The organism is Amycolatopsis deserti, assembly GCF_014653945.1.
Lineage (GTDB): Bacteria > Actinomycetota > Actinomycetes > Mycobacteriales > Pseudonocardiaceae > Amycolatopsis_E > Amycolatopsis_E deserti.
Genome location: NZ_BNAU01000014.1, coordinates 42023 through 59249, shown reverse-complemented (window position 1 = coordinate 59249; position 17227 = coordinate 42023). Strand labels below are relative to the sequence as shown.

The following is a 17227-nucleotide window of genomic DNA, read 5'->3' as shown; positions in this document are numbered from 1 at the left end:
CACACCGGCATCGGCGGCAACACCCCAGCCAGCCGCGGCACCAACCTCACCGAACAACACACCTAGGTCTCGTCCGGCGCACCGACTGTCCAGAGGCCCTCGAAAGGTCCACCCCGCCCGCGGATTCGAGCAGTTCGATCCGGCCCTAGCGCCGGGCCAGGGCCGCGTTCGCCATCACGTGCTGCATCAGGATCACCAGCACCTGCTTGGTCGACTCGCGGTCCCGCGCGTCGCACAGCAGGATCGGGACCGTGTCGTCCAGTTCGAGCGCCGCGCGCACCTCCTCGGTGCCGTAGCGGTAGGCGTTGTCGAAGCAGTTGACGCCGACCACGAACGGCAGCCCGCGCCGCTCGAAGAAGTCCACCGCCGGGAAGCAACTTTCCAACCTGCGCGTGTCGGCGAGCACGACCGCGCCCAGCGCGCCCTGCGCGAGCTCGTCCCACATGAACCAGAACCGGTCCTGCCCCGGCGTGCCGAACAGGTACAGGATCAGCTCGGGGTTGATCGTGATGCGGCCGAAGTCCAGCGCCACGGTCGTGGTGGTCTTGCTCTCCACCCCGGTGAGGTCGTCGATCCCGGCCGAGGCCTGCGTGATCGACTCCTCCGTCCGCAGCGGGGAGATCTCGCTCACCGAGCCGACCATGGTGGTCTTGCCGACCCCGAAGCCGCCTGCGATCAGCAGCTTCACCACGGTGGCGGAGACGTTCCGCCGGGGCTCAGAGCCTGCGAATGCCATCGAGAACCGCCTGGAGTACGTGTTGTTCGGGGGTGTCGGAGATGGGCTGGGACGTCCGGTAGATCACGTGGCCGCGCTCGATGAGGTCGGCCAGCAGCACCTTCACGATCGGCACCGGCAGGTCCAGGTGCGCGGCGACCTCGGCGACCGACAGCGGCCGCTGGCACAGCCGCACGATCCGGGCGTACTCCGGCGCCATGGTGGCCGCTTCGGCCAGGCCGGGCAGGGCGACCACGAGGGACAGCAGCTGCAGGTCGATGTCACCGGCGTGGGTGCGGCCGCCGGTGATCGTGTACGGCCGGGCGATCGGTCCGGCCGCGTCATCGAACCAGGTGTCGTCGTCCCGCCTGATCATCATGGCGTGCTTTGCTGCTCAACTCGTGGCGCGGCGCTCAGTGCGGCACCGACCCGCTTGACCATCATGTTCATCGCGTACGCGACGAGGCCCATGTCGACGTCCGCGGCGGTCAGCAGCGCGAGGCACGCGCCGTGGCCGGCCGTGGTGACGAACAGGAACGCGTGGTCCATCTCCACGACGGTCTGGCGCACCGCGCCGCCGCCGAAGTGGCGCCCGGTGCCCTTGGCGAGGCTCTGGAACGCCGACGCCACCGCCGACAGGTGCTCACCGTCCTCTTCGGACAGGTTGGTGGACCGGCCGATCAGCAGGCCGTCGGCCGACAGCACAACCGCCCGGTCCGCTCCCACGACCTGCTGCAGGAGGTCGTCGAGGAGCCAGTCCAGCTCGTTGATTCCCGCGTTCGTCACGTGTGCTCTCCCAGAATGTCGGTGGTGCTCGGATCCTGTTCACGAGCGCGGCGAGTGCCCTGCTGGAACGCCGAGAGCCGGCTGCGGGCCTGCTCCGGGCTGTCGTCGGGCACGGGGCTGTGGTCGGTGGCGGCGCTGAAGGTCGCGGTCTCCTCGTCCTTCCTCAACTGCGGGGCCAGGTTCTGCTGCCGGCGGCGCCGCGGCAGCGGCGGGCGGTCCGGCGAGATCGGTCCGGCGTGCTGCGGCGGCCGGGCCTGGGGCGGGCGCGTGTCGATCGGCACGCGGGTGTCCAGCGGCGGCCGGGAGTCCAGCGGCGCGCGCACCGGGATCTGCGGCGTGTGCTGCTGTCGCGGGGCGGGCGGCGGTTCCGGCGGAGCGGCCGGGACGTTGGGGCGGAACAGGTCCACCCGCGCCGGCGGCTCTTCCCGGTGCCCGTTGGCGGCCGGCTCCGGCGGGGTGTCGGCCTCATCGGGCCACCGGTGCGCCGGCGCGCTCTGCGCCGGCACCAGCGCCTCCTCGGGCTGCGGCGCGTCGTCGGACTGCGGCACCGGAGCCAGCAGCTCGGACCGGACGAGCACGATCGCCCGCGTGCCGCCGTAAGCGGAGTCGCGCAGGGTGACCGAGATGCCGTGCCGGGACGCCAGGCGCGCGACCACGAACAGGCCCAGGCGCGGTTCCGCGGACAACGCCATGACGCTGAAGTCCGGCGGTTCCCGCAGCATCGCGTTCAGCTCTTCGGCCTGCTCCGGCTCGATGCCCAGGCCCTGGTCCTCGATCTCGATGACCACGCCCTTGCCGACGACGTCGCCGAACACCTCGACGCGCGAGTTCGGCGGCGAGAACGACGTGGCGTTGTCCAGCAGCTCGGCGAGCAGGTGCACCAGGTCGGCGACGACCGGGCCGGCGACCGCGACGTTCGGCAGCTTGCCGACGGTGACGCGGGCGTAGTCCTCGGTCTCCCCGGTGGCGCCGCGGATCAGGTCGGCCAGCGCGACCGGGTTGCGCCACTGCCGTCCCGGCCGCTCGCCGCCGAGGATGATCAGGTTCTCCGCGTTGCGGCGAGCGCGGGTGGACAGGTGGTCCAGGCGGAACAGCATGTCCAGCTGGTCCGGGTCCTCCTGCTTGCGCTCGGCCTCGTCGAGGGCCTTGAGCTGCCGGTGCACCAGCACCTGGCTGCGGTGGGCGATGTTGAGGAAGACCTTCTTGGTGCCCTCGCGGGTCTTGGCCTCGTCCACCGCGGCCGCGATGGCGGTCTGCTGCGCCTTGTTGAACGCGTCGGCGACCTGGCCGATCTCGTCGTCACCGTGGTCCAGCAGCGCGACCTCGCGGTCGAGGTCGACGGCCTCACCGGTGCGGACCCGCTCGACCAGCTGCGGCAGCTGCGTCTCGGCGGCCTCCAGGGTCTCCTCGCGGAGCCGGCCCAGCCGCTGGATCAGGCGGTTGGACAGGCGCCAGGCGAAGAAGAACACCGCCAGCGAAACGATCAGCGCGGCGGCGCCGGCGATGATCGAGGTGACCAGCGTCCGGTCACCGCTTTCCAGGCCGACGTTCGTGGCGTTGGAGCTCTGCTCGATGTAGAGGCCCATCAGCGCGTTCCCGACCTGGGTCGCGGCGTCGCGCCACTGCGCCTCCGGCACCGGCAGCGAATCCTGGTTGCCGCGCAGGAAAGCGTTTTCAACGATGCTCAGCGTGTCCCACGCCGGGCTCGCCAGCAGCGCGTCGTACTTGGCGCGCACCGACGGGATCATCTGCGGCGCGGCGACCTCCAGCTCGGCGTGGTAGGCGCCGACCTGGCTGATGTAGGTGCGGAACTCCTCCTCGGACAGGCCGCGACCGGCGATGCCGGCGGCGGCCAGCGCGTCACCGCGGGACATCGCGTCGGCCGCCGTGAACAGCGGCATCGCGGTGACGCGGAGGAACGCGGTCTGCGCGTCCGGCGCGCCCTCGGCCACGCCGTTCAGGCCGTTGGCGAACTCGTCGATGATGCGGTTGTAGAAGGTGTAGGCCTCGAGCGGGGACGCCTGCCTGCTGTCCACGCGCTGCCGCAGCCCGGGCAGCTGGGCGAAGTTCGCGCTGGTCTTGGCGATGCTCTGGCGCACCGACTCCGGGGCGTCGTCGACCATGTCCTGCAGGACGGTCGCCATGCGCGCGGCCGTGGTGTCCGTCTTTGCCCGCGCCTGGATCAGATCCGCGCCCGGCGAGCCGTTGCCGGCCAGCGTGCGCAAGGTCAGCACGCGCTCAGCGCGCACCGCGCCGAAGAAGAGGGCGCCCGGCTCGGCCGAGTCGTGGACCTTCGTCGCGAACTCGCGGGCGTTGACCGCCTGCACGACCAGGTAGCCAGCGAGCGCCACGCCGGCGAGCAGCAGGGCGACACTGGGCACGATCGCGATCGCGAGCACCCTCGACCGGATCGAAGCACGCCGCCTACGTGTTCCGAATACCTTTTTCAACGCTCTGAGGAGCCTTCCCGCAACTCGATGTGATGGCCTCGGCCCCCGGACCCGAGTTGACGCTTCGCACAGGAACCGCAGTGGGTTGTACGACCGGGAGAGTGAACCAGCCCGGACAAGTATGAGTCAACTTCACGTTCTGTCCGCACCGGACGCCTCTCCGTCGAGGTGCCAGGGACTTTGTCAGCCGCGCGGATATTGTCGTCCGGCTATATGATCGCGTTACGCCCGCACCAACGGGGTCGCGCAGATCATCACCGAGGCTGTGGAATGCCGAGGCGTTCCGCGGGTGCTATTCCGCCGGATGGTCTTGGTGTCTACTCCGATTGGCTGTCGCGCTCGGTGCTGCGTTCGTTTCTCCTGTGATCTCGCACACGTTTATCGATAGGGTACCGCGGTTTCCGAACCGGATTCTAGCTGCGGCGCAAGGGGTCCCGGGCGAGCCGGCGACCGGGAGTCCACTTCGGAGGATCGCGCTGAGCAGGTCGTCTCACGGTGGGTGTACGGATTGATCACGTTTCGTGCGCCGAGAACCGTGACGAATCCGACACCGGCCGGGTCGCTGTGTGATCGGCCGGTCACGCGAGCGGCTATTGCGTCGCGGATTCTTCTATAGGGTTCGCACATGATGGTGACGGCGACGGCGCTGGCAGCGGCGGTGCGGGCCGGGGAGGCCGACCCGGTCCGGGAGACCGAACGGGTGATCGCGGGCATCGAGGCGGCGGACCGGGTCGTGGGGGCCTTCCGCCGGGTGCGCGCGGAGGAGGCGGTGGCCGAGGCGCGGCTCCTGCGGACGCGTGCGGACCTGGCGGAGCTTCCGCTGGCCGGGGTGCCGGTGGCGGTCAAGGACGTGGCCGGGGTCGCGGGCGAGACCGTGACGTGCGGGACCGCCACGGCTGTTCCGGCTGGTTCGGACCACTTCGTGGTGCGGCGGTTGCGTGCGGCGGGGGCGGTGATCGTCGGGATCACGCGCGTGCCGGAGCTGTGCATCTGGCCGATGACCGACTCGCCGGAGGGCGTGGCGCGCAACCCGTGGGCGCCCGAGTACACCGCGGGCGGTTCGTCGGGCGGGAGCGCGGCGGCGGTGGCGGCCGGGCTGGTGCCGGTCGCGCACGGCACGGACGGGCTCGGATCGATCCGGCTCCCGGCGGCGATGTGCGGGCTGGTCGGGATCAAGGCGGGGGCGGACCTGCTGGCCGAGGAGGGCTGGTTCGGGATGTCCGCGCACGGCAGCCTGGCCACGACGGTCGCCGACGCGGCGTTGCTGCTGTCGGTGCTGGCGGACCGGCCGGGGCTGGCGGAGGTCGGCGAGCCGGGGCGGCTGCGGATCGCGGTGTCGACGGACGTGCCGCTGACGCACGCACCGGTGCCGCGCCCGCTGACGGCGGCGGTGGAGCGGGTCGCGGAGCTGCTGGCGGAGTCGGGGCACGGGGTGGAGCGGGCGCGGCCGCGGTACGGGGTGGAGCCGGTGGCCGGGATCCTGTCGCGGTGGTTCGCCGGGCCGGCCGAGGAGGCGGCGGGGTTGCCGTTGGACACGCTGCAGCCGCGGACGCAGCGGCACGTGCGGATCGGGCAGGCCGTGCGGCGGCTGGTGACGCCCGGGACCGCCCGCCGGTGGACGGCGCGGGCCGAGGAGTTCTTCGCCCGGCACGACGTCCTGATCACGCCAACGCTGGCGACGCTGCCCCCGAAGGCGAGGGCGTGGCACGAGCGGTCCTGCCTGGCGAACGCGCTGCCGTCGGTGGCGTTGGCGGGCTTCACGGGGCTGTGGAACCTGTCGGGCTACCCGGCGATGTCCGTGCCGGCCGGCCGCCACCCGAACGGCCTGCCGATCGGCGTGCAGCTGGTGGCGCCCCCTGGAGGTGAGGGAAGGCTGCTGGCGCTGGCCGCACAGCTGGAGAAGCTGAACCCCTGGCAGCGGCTGCCTTAGCGACGGCCAACCGGCCCTCGTCGCCTGAGCGGGGCTGGATGAAGCCCCGCAGGGGGCGCGGCCGATGGCCGGGAGTGCTGCCCCACGGGAAGGGGGACGAGGCGGCGCTTTGGGCTGCCCCTGCGGGTTGCGCCGCGGAGGCTGCCCAGGGGGCTGCGCTGCCGAGGCGGCCCTTCGGGTTGCGCCGCGGAGGCTGCCCAGGGGGCTGCGCTGCCGAGGCGGCCCTTCGGGTTGCGCCGCGGAGGGTGCCCAGGGGGTCGCGCCGCCGAGGCTGCCCTCCCGGTCGTCGGGCCCCTTGGCGGCCCTGACCGCCGCGGCGGACCTGGATTGGCCCCGCAGGGCCCTACTTCTTGGTCGACTGGGGCCGCTTGGCGAGCGGCTTCGGCGGCTGCTGGCCCTCCGGCATCGCGGCGGGGCCGGCCAGCGCGGCCGGGGGCTTGCCGGTCACGGGGCGAGCACCACCGCCGGGCTTGGGCGTCGGCTTGGCGGGGGCAGGCTTCCCGGCCGCCGGGCCGGTCTTGCCGCCTTGACCACTCGTGACGGAGCCATCTTGGCCGCCCAACGGCGGTCCACCCTGGCCGCCCGCACCCGGCGCTTGCGGTCCCGAAGCCGGACCTGTCGCCACGCGGCCCGCCGGAGCGCCCGACCCAGCGGGCGTCGCCGCTGGAGCCCCAGCCGTCGTGCCGCCACCAGCGCCGGGCCCGACCGCCGGTCCACCAGCTCCGCCGGGCTTCGCCACCGGGGCGGGCTTCACCGCGGGCACCGTCTTCATCCCGTCGCCAGCGGTTTCCGTCGGGCGGCTCATGTCCACCACCGACTCCTCCCGCAGCGGCTCCAGCGCCGACTGGCTGCGCGCCAGCACCTCGTCCGTCTTGCGGAGCCGCCCGGCCACCTCGGTGCTGATCCGCGTCAGGTGCTCGACCAGCTCCCGCGCCTCGCGTTCGCGCTTCTCGGCCCGCGCGGTCGCTTCCTCGACCAGCTGGCGGGCCCTCGTGGTGGCCTCGTCGACCAGGCGCTTCGCCTCGGCCGTCGCCTCCGCGATGCGCCGCTCGGCCTGCTGCTTGCTCGCCGTCTGCTGGTCGGCGATGTGCTTCTCCAGCGCGGCCCGCTGCGAGGCCATCGACTGCTCGAAGTCGTGCTGCACGGTGCGGCGCTTGCGCTCGGCCTCGATGTCCAGCTGCGTCCGCCGCCGCGTCGCCTCCGCGGTCAGCCGCTCGACCTCGGCCTTCGTCGCCTCCAGCGCGCGCTTGTGCTCGGCCTGCAGCGCCTGCCCGTGCGTGTCCAGCTCGGCCAGCAGGCTCTGGTACCGCTCCCGCAGCTTCCCGGACAGCTCGGTCGTCGCGCTCCAGTGCTCCTCCGCGGCGACCTGCGCGCGCGAGGTGATCTCCTCGGCGCGCATCTCCGCCAGCTCCACCGTGCGCTGCATGCGCTCGTCGAGGTCCTCGATCCGCTCCGGCGGCCGCTTCAGCTCCTCGACCCGGTTCCGCAGCCGCGCGATCTCCCCGCGGGCGCCCTCCAGCTCGCGCGACAGGTTGCTCACCTGGCTCATCGCGTTGTCGCGATCGGCCATCACCCGGCGCAGGTTCGCCTCGACGTGATCCAGGTACTGCAGCACCTGCCCGCGGTCGAAGCCGTGCCACACCTGGTTGTACTCACGCCGCAACGGGAGCAGGCTGTCGCGCTCAGAGACCATGCGAAAACCGTACCCGCGCACAGCGGGTTAACACCGTCAGGCCACGCCCGGTGTGTCACTCACCAGTGGAAACCCCTGGTCAGCTTGACGAGCGCGTTCGCCGCGCGGGACAGGTGCCGCTCGCCCTTTCCGATGCGTAGCTCACCACTGCCGCCGGCCGCGGTCGAGTCGGGGAAGACGCGGTACCCCTCGTAGGCTATGGCGTCGACCAGCCCCGGCAGCAGCGTGTACGCCGCCTGGATCAGGTACCCCTCCGGGGTGCCGACGTGCTTGGGCCGGTTCTTCAGCGCCCGCACCACCATGTCCGCGGCCTGGTCCGGCGACTTCGTCGGGAACGCGTCGTAGATCTTCGTCGGCCGGATCATCGGCGTGCGGACCAGTGGCATGTGGATGGTGGTGAACGTGATGCCGTCGCCGTGGGTCTCGGTCGCCGCGATCTTGCTGAAGTAGTCCAGCGCGGCCTTCGAGGCGACGTAGGCGGAAAACCGCGGCGCGATGCCCTGCACGCCGATCGAGGACACGTTGACGACGTGCCCGAACTTCCGCTCGGCCATGTGCGGCAGCACCGCGAGGATCAGCCGGACCGCGCCGAAGTAGTTGATCGCCATCGCCCGCTCGTAGTCGTGGAAGCGGTCGTAGGACAGCTTTATCGAGCGGCGGATCGACCGGCCGGCGTTGTTGACCAGCATGTCGATGCGGCCGTGCTCGCTCAGCATCTGGTCGACGATCTTGCGCACGGCCTCCTCGTCGGTCAGGTCGGCCGGGTAGATCGAGGCGTAGCCACCCGCGGCGATGATCTCGTCGCGGACCTCCGCCAGCTCCGGCTCCCGCCGCGCGACCAGCAGCGGGACACCGCCCTCGGCCGCCACCTTGAGCGCGGTCGCCCGCCCGATGCCCGACGACGCGCCGGTGATGATCACGCGACGCCCGTCCAGCTCGCCGCGCGGCCCGTGCTTGCGGGCGCGGAACGGGTCCAGGTGCTCGCGCCAGTACCGCCACAGCGCGGGCGCGTAGTCCTCGATCCGCGGCACGTCGACGCCGCTGGCCGCCAGCTCCTTGCGCGTCGCGGCGGAGGCGAACACCGACGGGAACGACAGCGTGTCCAGCAGGACGGCCGGGATGCCCAGGCGCTCCAGGAACGCGTCGCGGGTGATCGTGAACCCGGGCACGTGCTCGCTCAGCCGCGCCAGCTTCAGCAGGCCCCGGGACAGCCGCCGGTCCAGCTCGACGTTGATCGTCGGCGCACCGGCTGCGCGGGCGAAGGCGTTGTAGACGCACACCACCGACTGCGGTTCCGGGCTGACCAGGTGGAACGCGCGCCCGTCCAGCCCGGGCTTGACGACCAGCTCGAGCAGCGCCCTGGCCACGTAGTCGACCGGCACGACGTTCGTGTCGCCCAGGTCCGGGCCCACCAGCGGCACGTTCGGCAGCGCGGCGAGCCTGCTGATCGCGGGGAACAGGTAGTAGGGGCCGTCGATCTTGTCCATCTCGCCGGTCTGCGAGTGACCCACCACGACGGCAGGCCGGTACACCCGCCACGGCACCTCGGACTGCTGCCGCACCAGCCGCTCGGCCTCGAACTTCGTCCGGTGGTAGGGCGTGGGCAGGCGCTGGCCGGTGTCGAACATGTCCTCGGTGAACACGCCCTCGTGGTCGCCGGCCACGGCCACCGACGACACGTGGTGCAGGCAGCCCGCGTCGATCTCGGCGGCCAGTTCCAGCACGTGGCGGGTGCCGTCGACGTTGGCCTTGACGCTCGTCGCGTCGTCGGCGGTGAGGTCGTAGAGCGCGGCCAGGTGGACCAGACCGTCGACCTTCCCGCGCAGTTCGGCGCGCACGTCCTCGCCGACGCCGAGGCCCTCGCGGCCGATGTCGCCCTCGACCAGCGTCACCTTCTCCGGGTGCGGCCAGCCGTTGACCAGGTCGGACAGCCGCTCCCGCGACTTCTCGCGGACCAGGAGGAACACCTGGTCCACGTCGTCCCTGGCGAGCAGCAGCGGGGTGAACTGACGTCCGATCAACCCGGTCGCACCCGTCACGAGATACCCGGTCATGTGCCTGCCCTCCGCGTCGTCGCCCGGCTGCATTGTGCGCCGGCCGGGCCGCCGTGACCACAGTCATAGTGCACGGGGTCCCCGAAACGATCACCGGGCGCGAGTAAAGTCGTCTTTACTTGACGGGAACCGGCAGGGCGCTGCCGACGTTGAACCTGATGCAGGTGCCAGTAGATCCAGGAGGATCAGGTGCGTTCCACGAGCAACCCAGCGTTCCGCAACTTGCCCACCGGCGGCGCGGGATACGGCTCCTACGGGCCGAACGTAGGCTTCAACCAGCCCCAGGGCATGCCCGGTTACGGGATGCCGTCGGGCTACGGCGCGCAGCAGGCGCCGGCCACCGAACGCCCGATGACGGTCGATGACGTTGTCATCAAGACCGGGATGAGCCTCGGCGTCGCCCTGATCACCGGTGTCCTCGCCGCGATCTGGGCCCAGTCCCAGGCCGACGCGAACGCGCTCGGCCCGGTGCTCGGGCTGATGCTCGGCGGCATGATCGTCGGCCTGGTGCTGTCGCTGATCATGATCTTCCGGCAGAAGCCGAGCGGCCCGATGACGCTGCTGTACTCGGCGGCCGAGGGTGTGTTCCTCGGTGCCATCACCGGGCTCTTCGAGTTCATCTACCCGGGCATCGCGTTGCAGGCGATCCTGGGCACGGCGGGTGTCTTCGTCGCGATGCTGGTGGTCTACAAGACCGGCGCCGTGAAGGTCACGCCGAAGCTCACGAAGTGGATCATCGGCGCGACGGCCGGTGTCGCGATCCTGATGATCGCCAACCTGGTCCTGGGACTGTTCGGCGTCAACATGGGCCTGCGGGACGGCGGCGCGCTCGCGATCATCTTCAGCCTGGTCGTGATCGGCGTCGCGGCGTTCAACTTCCTGCTCGACTTCGACATGGCGGACCAGATGATCCGGGCGGGCATGCCGGCCAAGTGGGCGTGGTTCGCCGCGTTCGGCCTGATGACCACCCTGGTCTGGCTCTACCTGGAGATCCTGCGCCTGCTGTCGTACCTGCAGAACGACTAGCGCCTCGAAGTTCCCTCGCAAAAGGACACCCGGTCACTGGCCGGGTGTCCTTTTGTCATGTCGTCACCCTTTCGGTGGGGCGGTGATCGTCATCTTGACTACGCAGTGTTGGATACGGGCACTACTGTCTCGTTTACATCTGTGAGGTTCGTGTGAGCGTCCCCCCACCGCCGGCTGCGCCTGGAGGGCAGCCGGCGCCGTTCGGCAACCAGCCGCCCGCCGGCAACCAGGGCGCTCCCGGCGCGTTCGGCCCGCCTCCCGGGCAGGCCGGTCAGCCCGGCCAGTTCGGGCCGCCGCCCGGACAGCCCGCGGGCGCCCCGCCGGCCTTCCCGCCGCCGGGACAGCCCGGCCAGCCGGGCGCGTTCGGCCCGCCGCCGGGGCAGCCGTTCGGCCCGCCGCCCGGCCAGCCCGCCCAGAAGCGGCGCTTCCCGGTGTGGCTGATGATCGTGATCCCGATCGTCGTGATCGGGGTCGTGATCGGCGCCGTCGTCGGGTTCATGAAGTCCCCGGCGTCCGCTTCGGTCGGCGACTGCCTGCAGGTCACCGAGTTCACCACCAACGGCGACGAGCCGACGAAGATCGACTGCGGCGACCAGAACGCGAACGTCAAGATCGCGGTCAAGCTGGACAACGCGTCCGACAACTGCCCCACCGGCGACTACGACGAGTACAGCGTCAGCGGGCGCGGCGACTACAAGCTCTGCCTGATGATCAACGCGCACGACGGCGACTGCTTCGCCAACGTGACCTCCTCGACCGACGGCTACAAGCGGGTCCCGTGCACCGACCCGACGGCCGAGATCGAGTTCCTCAAGATCGTCGCCGGCCAGGCCGACCAGGCCGCCTGCGAAGGCCTCGAAATCGACGGCGCGGTCACCTACTCCGAGCCCGCCACGACCATGTGCGCGGTCGCGAAGAACGGCGCCAGCGCCTGATCCACGCCACGAGAAGGGGCCCGGCCGCATCGCGACCGGGCCCCTTCTCCGTGTCCAGGGTCAGCTGAGCCGCTCGATGACCATCGCCATGCCCTGGCCGCCGCCGACGCACATCGTCTCCAGGCCGAACTGCTTGTCGTGGTGCTGGAGCGAGTTGATGAGCGTCGAGGTGATGCGGGCGCCGGTCATGCCGAACGGGTGACCCACGGCGATCGCGCCGCCGTTGACGTTCAGCCGCTCGATGTCGATGCCCAGGTCCTTGTAGGACGGGATGACCTGCGCGGCGAACGCCTCGTTGATCTCGACCAGGTCGATGTCGCCGATCGACATCCCGGCGCGGGCCAGCGCGCGCTGCGACGCCTCGACCGGGCCGTAACCCATGATCTCCGGCGACAGGCCGGACACGCCGGTCGACACGACCCGCGCCAGCGGCGTGATGCCGAGCTGCTTCGCCTTCGTGTCGGACATGATCACCAGCGCGGCGGCGCCGTCGTTGAGCGGGCAGCAGTTGCCGGCGGTGACCCGGCCGTCGGGGCGGAACACCGGCTTCAGGCCGGACACGCCCTCGATCGTCACGCCCGCGCGCGGGCCGTCGTCCTTCGACACGACCGTGCCGTCGGGCAGGGTGACCGGCGTGATGTCCTTGGCCCAGAACCCGTCGGCGATGGCCTTCTCGGCCAGGTTCTGCGACCGCACGCCGAACTCGTCCATCTCCTCGCGGGAGACGTTCTTCAGCCGGGCGAGGTTCTCCGCGGTCTGGCCCATCGCGATGTAGACGTCGGGCAGCTCGCCGTTCTCCCGCGGGTCCACCCAGGTGTCGCTGCCCTCGGCCGCGGTCTTCGCGGTGCGCGCCTCGGCGTCGGCGAAGATCGGGTTGTGCGTGTCGGGCCAGGAGTCCGAGCTGCCCTTGGCGAACCGCGACACCGTCTCCACCCCGGCGGAGATGAAGACGTCACCCTCGCCGGCCTTGATCGCGTGCAGCGCCATCCGGGTGGTCTGCAGGCTGGACGAGCAGTAGCGGGTGATGGTGCAGCCGGGCAGGTGGTCGTAGCCGAGCTGGACCGCGACGGCGCGGCCCATGTTGAAGCCCGACTCACCGCCGGGCAGGCCGCAGCCGAGCATGAGGTCGTCGATGTCCTTCGGGTCCAGCTGCGGCACCTTGTCCAGGGCGGCGCGGACCATCTGGACGGCCAGGTCGTCCGGCCGCATGCTCACCAGCGAACCCTTCCCGGCACGGCCGATCGGGGAACGCGCGGCTGAGACGATCACGGCTTCAGGCATGGCGGGACACTCCTTCGGGTCGGGCTAAGCGCGTGCTTACCCACATCCTGCACCCTGGGAGCGCGCGGTCAAACCCCTGAGCGACGACTGCCACGTCCAGACGAGTTGTGCGTAGCTCGGTCAGTGGTCGTAGGCGGTCAGGGAGCGGGTGATGGGTTGGCCGGTGGCGTCGGCGATGATCAGCAGGCCGGGTCGTTCGGTGAGCAGGCGGGGTTCGTGGTCGCAGATGGCCATCAGCTTGACCAGCGGCAACGCGGTTGTAGGCGGATTGGCCGGGCAGCCCCTGGAACGCGCCGGGCATCCGGGCGGGCAGGAGCCGCAGCCAGCGGGCCTCGGAGGTCAACCCCAACTTGGGCATTACTCGTCGAGGTCCCGCCCGCCAGCCCACCACCACCCTCAACGGACGCGCTCCGCGCGACTAGCCTCATCGGTGTGGACTACGTCGAGCACATCGTCGACCTCGTGGGCGACACCCCGCTGGTCAAGCTGAACTCCCTCACCGAGGGCCTGGCGCCGCTCGTGCTGGCGAAGGTGGAGTACTTCAACCCGGGCGGCAGCGTGAAGGACCGCATCGCGCTGCGGATGGTCGAAGCCGCCGAGGCGTCGGGCGAGCTCAAGCCCGGCGGCACGATCGTCGAGCCGACCTCCGGCAACACCGGCGTCGGCCTGGCGATGGTCGCCCAGCGCAAGGGCTACAAGTGCGTCTTCGTCTGCCCGGACAAGGTGAGCGAGGACAAGCGCAACGTGCTCAAGGCCTACGGCGCCCGCGTCGTGGTGTGCCCGACGGCCGTCCCGCCCGAGCACCCGGACTCCTACTACTCGGTCTCCGACCGGCTGGTCGCCGAGATCGAGGGCGCCTGGAAGCCCAACCAGTACGCCAACAAGGAGAACCCGGCCAGCCACTACCACTCGACCGGCCCCGAGATCTGGCGGCAGACCGAGGGCAAGATCACGCACTTCGTCGCGGGCGTGGGCACCGGCGGCACGATCTCCGGCACCGGCCGCTACCTCAAGGAAGCGTCGGAGGGCAAGGTCAAGGTCATCGGCGCCGACCCCGAGGGCTCGGTCTACTCCGGCGGCACCGGCCGCCCCTATCTGGTCGAAGGCGTCGGCGAGGACTTCTGGCCGGACACCTACGACCGGGGCATCGCCGACGAGATCATCGCCGTCTCCGACGCCGAGTCCTTCGCCACCACCCGCCGCCTCGCGCTCGAAGAGGGCCTGCTGGTCGGCGGCTCGTGCGGCATGGCGGTCGCGGCCGCGCTCAAGCTCGCCGAGCGGCTCGGCCCGGACGACGTCATCGTGGTGCTGCTGCCCGACGGCGGCCGCGGCTACCTGGGCAAGGTCTTCAACGACCAGTGGATGGCCGGCTACGGCTTCCTGCCGCCGGACTCCTCCGGCGCCACCGTCGGCGACGTGCTGCGCGCCAAGACCGGCTCGCTGCCCGACCTGGTCCACACCCACCCGAACGAGACGGTCGCCGAGGCCGTCGCGATCCTGTCCGAGTTCGACGTCAGCCAGATGCCGGTGGTCAGCGCCGAGCCGCCGGTGATGGCCGCCGAGGTGGTCGGCGCCGTCAACGAGCGGGAGCTGCTGGAGGCCCTGTTCACCGGGAAGGCCCAGCTCGCCGACCGCCTGGACAAGCACATGTCGCCGCCGCTGCCGACCATCGGCGCGAGCGAGGGCGTCGGGGCGGCGATGAAGGCGCTGTCCAACGCCGACGGGGCGCTCGTCCTGGTCGACGGCAAGCCGGCCGGCGTGCTGACCAGGCACGACCTGCTGGGCTACCTCGCCGGACGCTGAACCGGGTTTCATCGCGCGGAACCGTCGGGGCGTTACGAGCGTCTATGACCGGTATCCGATAGCGTGTGGCCCACCCAGATCAACGTGAATTCGCACTGTCAGTCCTCTCGAGGGGGTTCAAGACCCACATGAGCGCTCCGCAGCCGCCGAACCAGCCGTGGGGTGGCGGTCAGCCGCCTCAGGGCCCGCCGAGCGGTCCCCAGCAGCAGCCAGACAACCCGTTCGGCTCCTCGGAGCCGACCCAGGTCGTGCAGCCCGGCCAGTCGCAGCAGCCGTCCGAGGGCGGTTCGTTCGGCGAGACCGCGGAGCCGACCCAGGTGGTCCAGCCCGGTGGCGACCCCAACGCCACGCAGAAGGTCGGCCCGGGTGATCAGCCGGGCGCGGAGTCGACGCAGCTGGTGCCCCCGGGCTCCCAGCCGCCGGCCATCCCGTACTCGCCGCCGCCGAGCGCCGCGGACAACCCCAGTGCGGTCAACCCCCAGCAGGGCTACGGACAGCAGGGCTACGGACAGCAGGGATTCGGCCAGCAGCAGCCCGGGTTCGGGCAGCAGCAGCCGGGCCCCTACGGCCAGCCGCCGCAGGGCTACGGCCCGCCGTCGGGTGGTTTCGGCCAGCCGCAGGGCTTCGGCGCGCCGGGCTACCCCCAGCAGGGCGGTGGCGCCGGCGGCAACAACCAGCTCTTCGGCTGGATCGCCGGTGGTCTCGCCGCGCTGCTCGGCCTGCTCGGCCTGATCTTCGCGCTGATCGACTTCGGTGACGTCGCCGACTACTCCGACGCCTACGACTCGATCAAGGACCAGGCGGAGGATTTCGGGCTGCCCAGCCCGGGCCTGCTCTGGTTCTACATGATCATGCTTGCGGTCGGCGGCCTCGCGGCGCTGGCCGGTGGCGTCCTGATCGCGCTGGCGAACAAGCTGAGCCCGGCGCTGAAGAAGATCGCCCCGATCGTGACGGCCGTCGGCGGCTTCCTGATGCTGCTGTTCGGCATCCTGATCATGGCCTCGATGCCGGAGGGCGCCTCCGACATCCCGGGCATCCCGGTCGCGCAGCTGATCTTCGGCATCGTGGTGCTGGCGATCGGCGTGCTCGGCGTGGTCCCGGCGACGAAGCAGTTCGTCGGCCTCGGCGATGGTGCCGGCCAGCAGGGTGGCCAGGGTGGCTTCGGCGGCCCCGGTGGTTCCGGTGGCCCCCAGAGCGGTGGTTTCCCGCAGCCGGGGCAGCCCGGTCAGTTCGGTCAGCCGCAGCACGGCCAGCCCCACGGCCAGCCGCAGTACGGGCAGCCGGGCGGGCCGAACCCGCAGAGCGGTGGCTTCCCGCAGCCCGGCCAGTACGGCCAGCCCGGCCAGCAGCCCGGCTACGGCCAGCCCGGCCAGTACGGCCAGCAGCCCGGCTACGGGCAGCCCGGTCAGTACGGGCAGCAGCCGGGTCAGTACGGCCAGCCGCCGCAGCAGCCCGGCCAGTACGGCCAGCCCGGTCAGCCGCCGCAGCAGTGGTGACCGGCTGAACTCGACGAGACGATGCCCCCGGCCCCGCGCCGGGGGCATCGTCTTTTTCCCAGTTGATGTCCGCGCGCTGGGAACGCCGCTAGGGTGAGCGCCGAAAACGTCCGATTTCCCCGGGAGCGCTGTGACGAGTCGAAACGGCCACGAGCCGCGCCCCAACGGGACCACCGCGATCCTCGCCGGCGTGGTCGGCCTGGTGCTGGCCGGGCTGCTCGGCTACCTGCCGTTGAAGTTCTTCGTCGACTACGGCTTCGCGGGCATGGACGGCAAGGTGCGCGGCGTCCTGGGCATCTACTCGGCGGCCGCGCTGGTCCTGCTGGCCGGTGCGCTGACCACGTTCTTCCGCGCGGTCGCCGGCGCGGTGTTGCTGCTGGTCGGCGGGCTGCTCGCGGTCGCCGCGGTGATCTGCGAGCCGGTCCTGCTCTACCCCGGCTACTTCGGGGACTTCTTCGCGGCCATGTTCCGCTTCGCGCCCGACGACGCGTTCGTGCGGGTCGGCGCGGCGGTCGGCGGGCCGCTCGTGTTCGTGCTCGCGGTGCTTCCGTGGACCTTCCGGTACCTGCGGCACCGCCCGGCTGGTAGTTGGTAGTGGTGACCTTTCCGTCCCAATCCGAAGCCGCGACGTCCTCCCGCGGCGGCGGCACCGGCATCACCGCGGCCGTCCTGGCCCTGCTCGGCGGCCTGTTCCACCTGGTCGGCGTGGCCGGTGGCGCGGTGCTGCTCGCCGGCGACAACGACCTCGGGCGCAGCCTGCTGACGTTCGCCACGCACCTGCTGCTCGCCGTCGCCCTCATCACCGGCGGGGTCGGGCTCGTGCTGGCCAAGGAGTTCGGCCGCGTCGCCACGATCATCGGCGCGGCAGCGGCGCTCGTGGTGTACCTGCTGGTGCTGGTGCTCGGCGCGTTCGGGGTGTACTTCCTCGGCCTCCTCGACGGCGACGTGCCGCTCGTCTACATCGGCGTGCTGTGCGTGCCGGCCATCGGCACCCTGGTGCTGGCGTGCCTGCCGCCCACCGGGCGATGGGTGACCCAGGGCTGGTCGTAGGCTGGGGA

General features: G+C 71.4%; 15 protein-coding genes and 1 pseudogene. 7 read left to right on the top strand and 9 right to left on the bottom strand.

All coding sequences use genetic code 11. From position 1 onward, the window contains the following. Positions 1–145 precede the first annotated feature (145 nt). From IE290_RS36950 to IE290_RS36935, 4 genes are read right to left on the bottom strand one after another with little or no spacing between them, the layout of a single operon-like run. Positions 146–736, bottom strand: coding sequence for a GTP-binding protein (locus IE290_RS36950; RefSeq protein WP_191249413.1), 591 nt, complete (start codon positions 734–736; stop codon positions 146–148). After that, positions 717–1091, bottom strand: a complete 375-nt coding sequence (locus IE290_RS36945) for a DUF742 domain-containing protein (protein ID WP_017984828.1) — start codon at positions 1089–1091, stop codon at positions 717–719. Before IE290_RS36945 ends, IE290_RS36950 begins: the two co-directional genes overlap by 20 nt. Further along, the gene (locus IE290_RS36940; protein WP_020421504.1) at positions 1091–1501 is read right to left on the bottom strand and encodes a roadblock/LC7 domain-containing protein; all 411 of its coding nucleotides are present in this window, start codon (positions 1499–1501) and stop codon (positions 1091–1093) included. Before IE290_RS36940 ends, IE290_RS36945 begins: the two co-directional genes overlap by 1 nt. Further along, complete coding sequence (locus tag IE290_RS36935) at positions 1498–3900, bottom strand: sensor histidine kinase (RefSeq protein WP_191249412.1); 2403 nt, start codon at positions 3898–3900, stop codon at positions 1498–1500. The genes IE290_RS36940 and IE290_RS36935 overlap by 4 nt, the downstream gene beginning before the upstream one ends. Before the next feature lie 679 nt (positions 3901–4579). Here IE290_RS36935 and IE290_RS36930 point away from each other — a divergent pair. Beyond that, a complete protein-coding gene (locus IE290_RS36930) occupies positions 4580–5881 on the top strand; it encodes an amidase family protein (RefSeq protein WP_191249419.1) in 1302 nt (433 codons plus the stop codon). A gap of 343 nt (positions 5882–6224) precedes the next feature. Here the strand turns inward: IE290_RS36930 and IE290_RS36925 are convergent, their stop codons facing one another. Continuing rightward, positions 6225–7574, bottom strand: a complete 1350-nt coding sequence (locus tag IE290_RS36925) for a coiled-coil domain-containing protein (protein ID WP_191249411.1) — start codon at positions 7572–7574, stop codon at positions 6225–6227. A 59-nt stretch (positions 7575–7633) separates the two neighbouring features. Further along, complete coding sequence (locus IE290_RS36920) at positions 7634–9628, bottom strand: SDR family oxidoreductase (RefSeq protein ID WP_191249410.1); 1995 nt, start codon at positions 9626–9628, stop codon at positions 7634–7636. 189 nt (positions 9629–9817) lie between these two features. Between IE290_RS36920 and IE290_RS36915 the strand changes: the two genes are divergently transcribed. Next, positions 9818–10654 (top strand): Bax inhibitor-1/YccA family protein, encoded by an 837-nt coding sequence (locus IE290_RS36915; RefSeq protein WP_191249409.1) that lies wholly within the window; start codon positions 9818–9820, stop codon positions 10652–10654. A gap of 152 nt (positions 10655–10806) precedes the next feature. Beyond that, complete coding sequence (locus IE290_RS36910) at positions 10807–11589, top strand: LppU/SCO3897 family protein (RefSeq protein WP_191249408.1); 783 nt, start codon at positions 10807–10809, stop codon at positions 11587–11589. A gap of 60 nt (positions 11590–11649) precedes the next feature. On the opposite strand, the gene IE290_RS36905 is transcribed toward IE290_RS36910, so the two are convergent. From IE290_RS36905 to IE290_RS38695, 3 genes and pseudogenes are all read right to left on the bottom strand, one after another. Continuing rightward, positions 11650–12870, bottom strand: coding sequence for an acetyl-CoA C-acetyltransferase (locus tag IE290_RS36905; protein WP_191249407.1), 1221 nt, complete (start codon positions 12868–12870; stop codon positions 11650–11652). A gap of 120 nt (positions 12871–12990) precedes the next feature. Continuing rightward, positions 12991–13122 (bottom strand): hypothetical protein, encoded by a 132-nt coding sequence (locus tag IE290_RS38355; RefSeq protein WP_268246451.1) that lies wholly within the window; start codon positions 13120–13122, stop codon positions 12991–12993. A 1-nt stretch (position 13123) separates the two neighbouring features. Beyond that, positions 13124–13219, bottom strand: a pseudogene (locus IE290_RS38695) (IS982 family transposase); the annotation flags it as partial. A gap of 83 nt (positions 13220–13302) precedes the next feature. Here IE290_RS38695 and IE290_RS36895 point away from each other — a divergent pair. The 4 genes from IE290_RS36895 to IE290_RS36880 all read left to right on the top strand — a co-directional run bounded on the left by IE290_RS36895 (position 13303) and on the right by IE290_RS36880 (position 17219). Then, positions 13303–14673, top strand: a complete 1371-nt coding sequence (locus IE290_RS36895) for a cystathionine beta-synthase (protein WP_191249406.1) — start codon at positions 13303–13305, stop codon at positions 14671–14673. 128 nt (positions 14674–14801) lie between these two features. Continuing rightward, a complete protein-coding gene (locus IE290_RS36890) occupies positions 14802–16169 on the top strand; it encodes a YidH family protein (protein ID WP_229874934.1) in 1368 nt (455 codons plus the stop codon). 130 nt (positions 16170–16299) lie between these two features. After that, on the top strand, positions 16300–16764 hold the full coding sequence (locus IE290_RS36885) for a hypothetical protein (RefSeq protein ID WP_191249405.1): 465 nt from the start codon (positions 16300–16302) through the stop codon (positions 16762–16764). Positions 16765–16766: 2 nt separating this feature from the next. After that, positions 16767–17219 (top strand): hypothetical protein, encoded by a 453-nt coding sequence (locus tag IE290_RS36880; RefSeq protein WP_229874933.1) that lies wholly within the window; start codon positions 16767–16769, stop codon positions 17217–17219. Positions 17220–17227 lie beyond the last annotated feature (8 nt).

Excerpts from the sequence above, each read along its gene's own strand:
- IE290_RS36950 (WP_191249413.1), bottom strand. The coding sequence starts at position 736 with ATGGCATTCGCAGGCTCTGAGCCCCGGCGGAACGTCTCCGCCACCGTG.
- IE290_RS36945 (WP_017984828.1), bottom strand. The coding sequence starts at position 1,091 with ATGATCAGGCGGGACGACGACACCTGGTTCGATGACGCGGCCGGACCG.
- IE290_RS36930 (WP_191249419.1), top strand. The coding sequence starts at position 4,580 with ATGGTGACGGCGACGGCGCTGGCAGCGGCGGTGCGGGCCGGGGAGGCC.
- IE290_RS36925 (WP_191249411.1), bottom strand. The coding sequence starts at position 7,574 with ATGGTCTCTGAGCGCGACAGCCTGCTCCCGTTGCGGCGTGAGTACAAC.
- IE290_RS36920 (WP_191249410.1), bottom strand. The coding sequence starts at position 9,628 with ATGACCGGGTATCTCGTGACGGGTGCGACCGGGTTGATCGGACGTCAG.
- IE290_RS36905 (WP_191249407.1), bottom strand. The coding sequence starts at position 12,870 with ATGCCTGAAGCCGTGATCGTCTCAGCCGCGCGTTCCCCGATCGGCCGT.
- IE290_RS36890 (WP_229874934.1), top strand. The coding sequence starts at position 14,802 with ATGAGCGCTCCGCAGCCGCCGAACCAGCCGTGGGGTGGCGGTCAGCCG.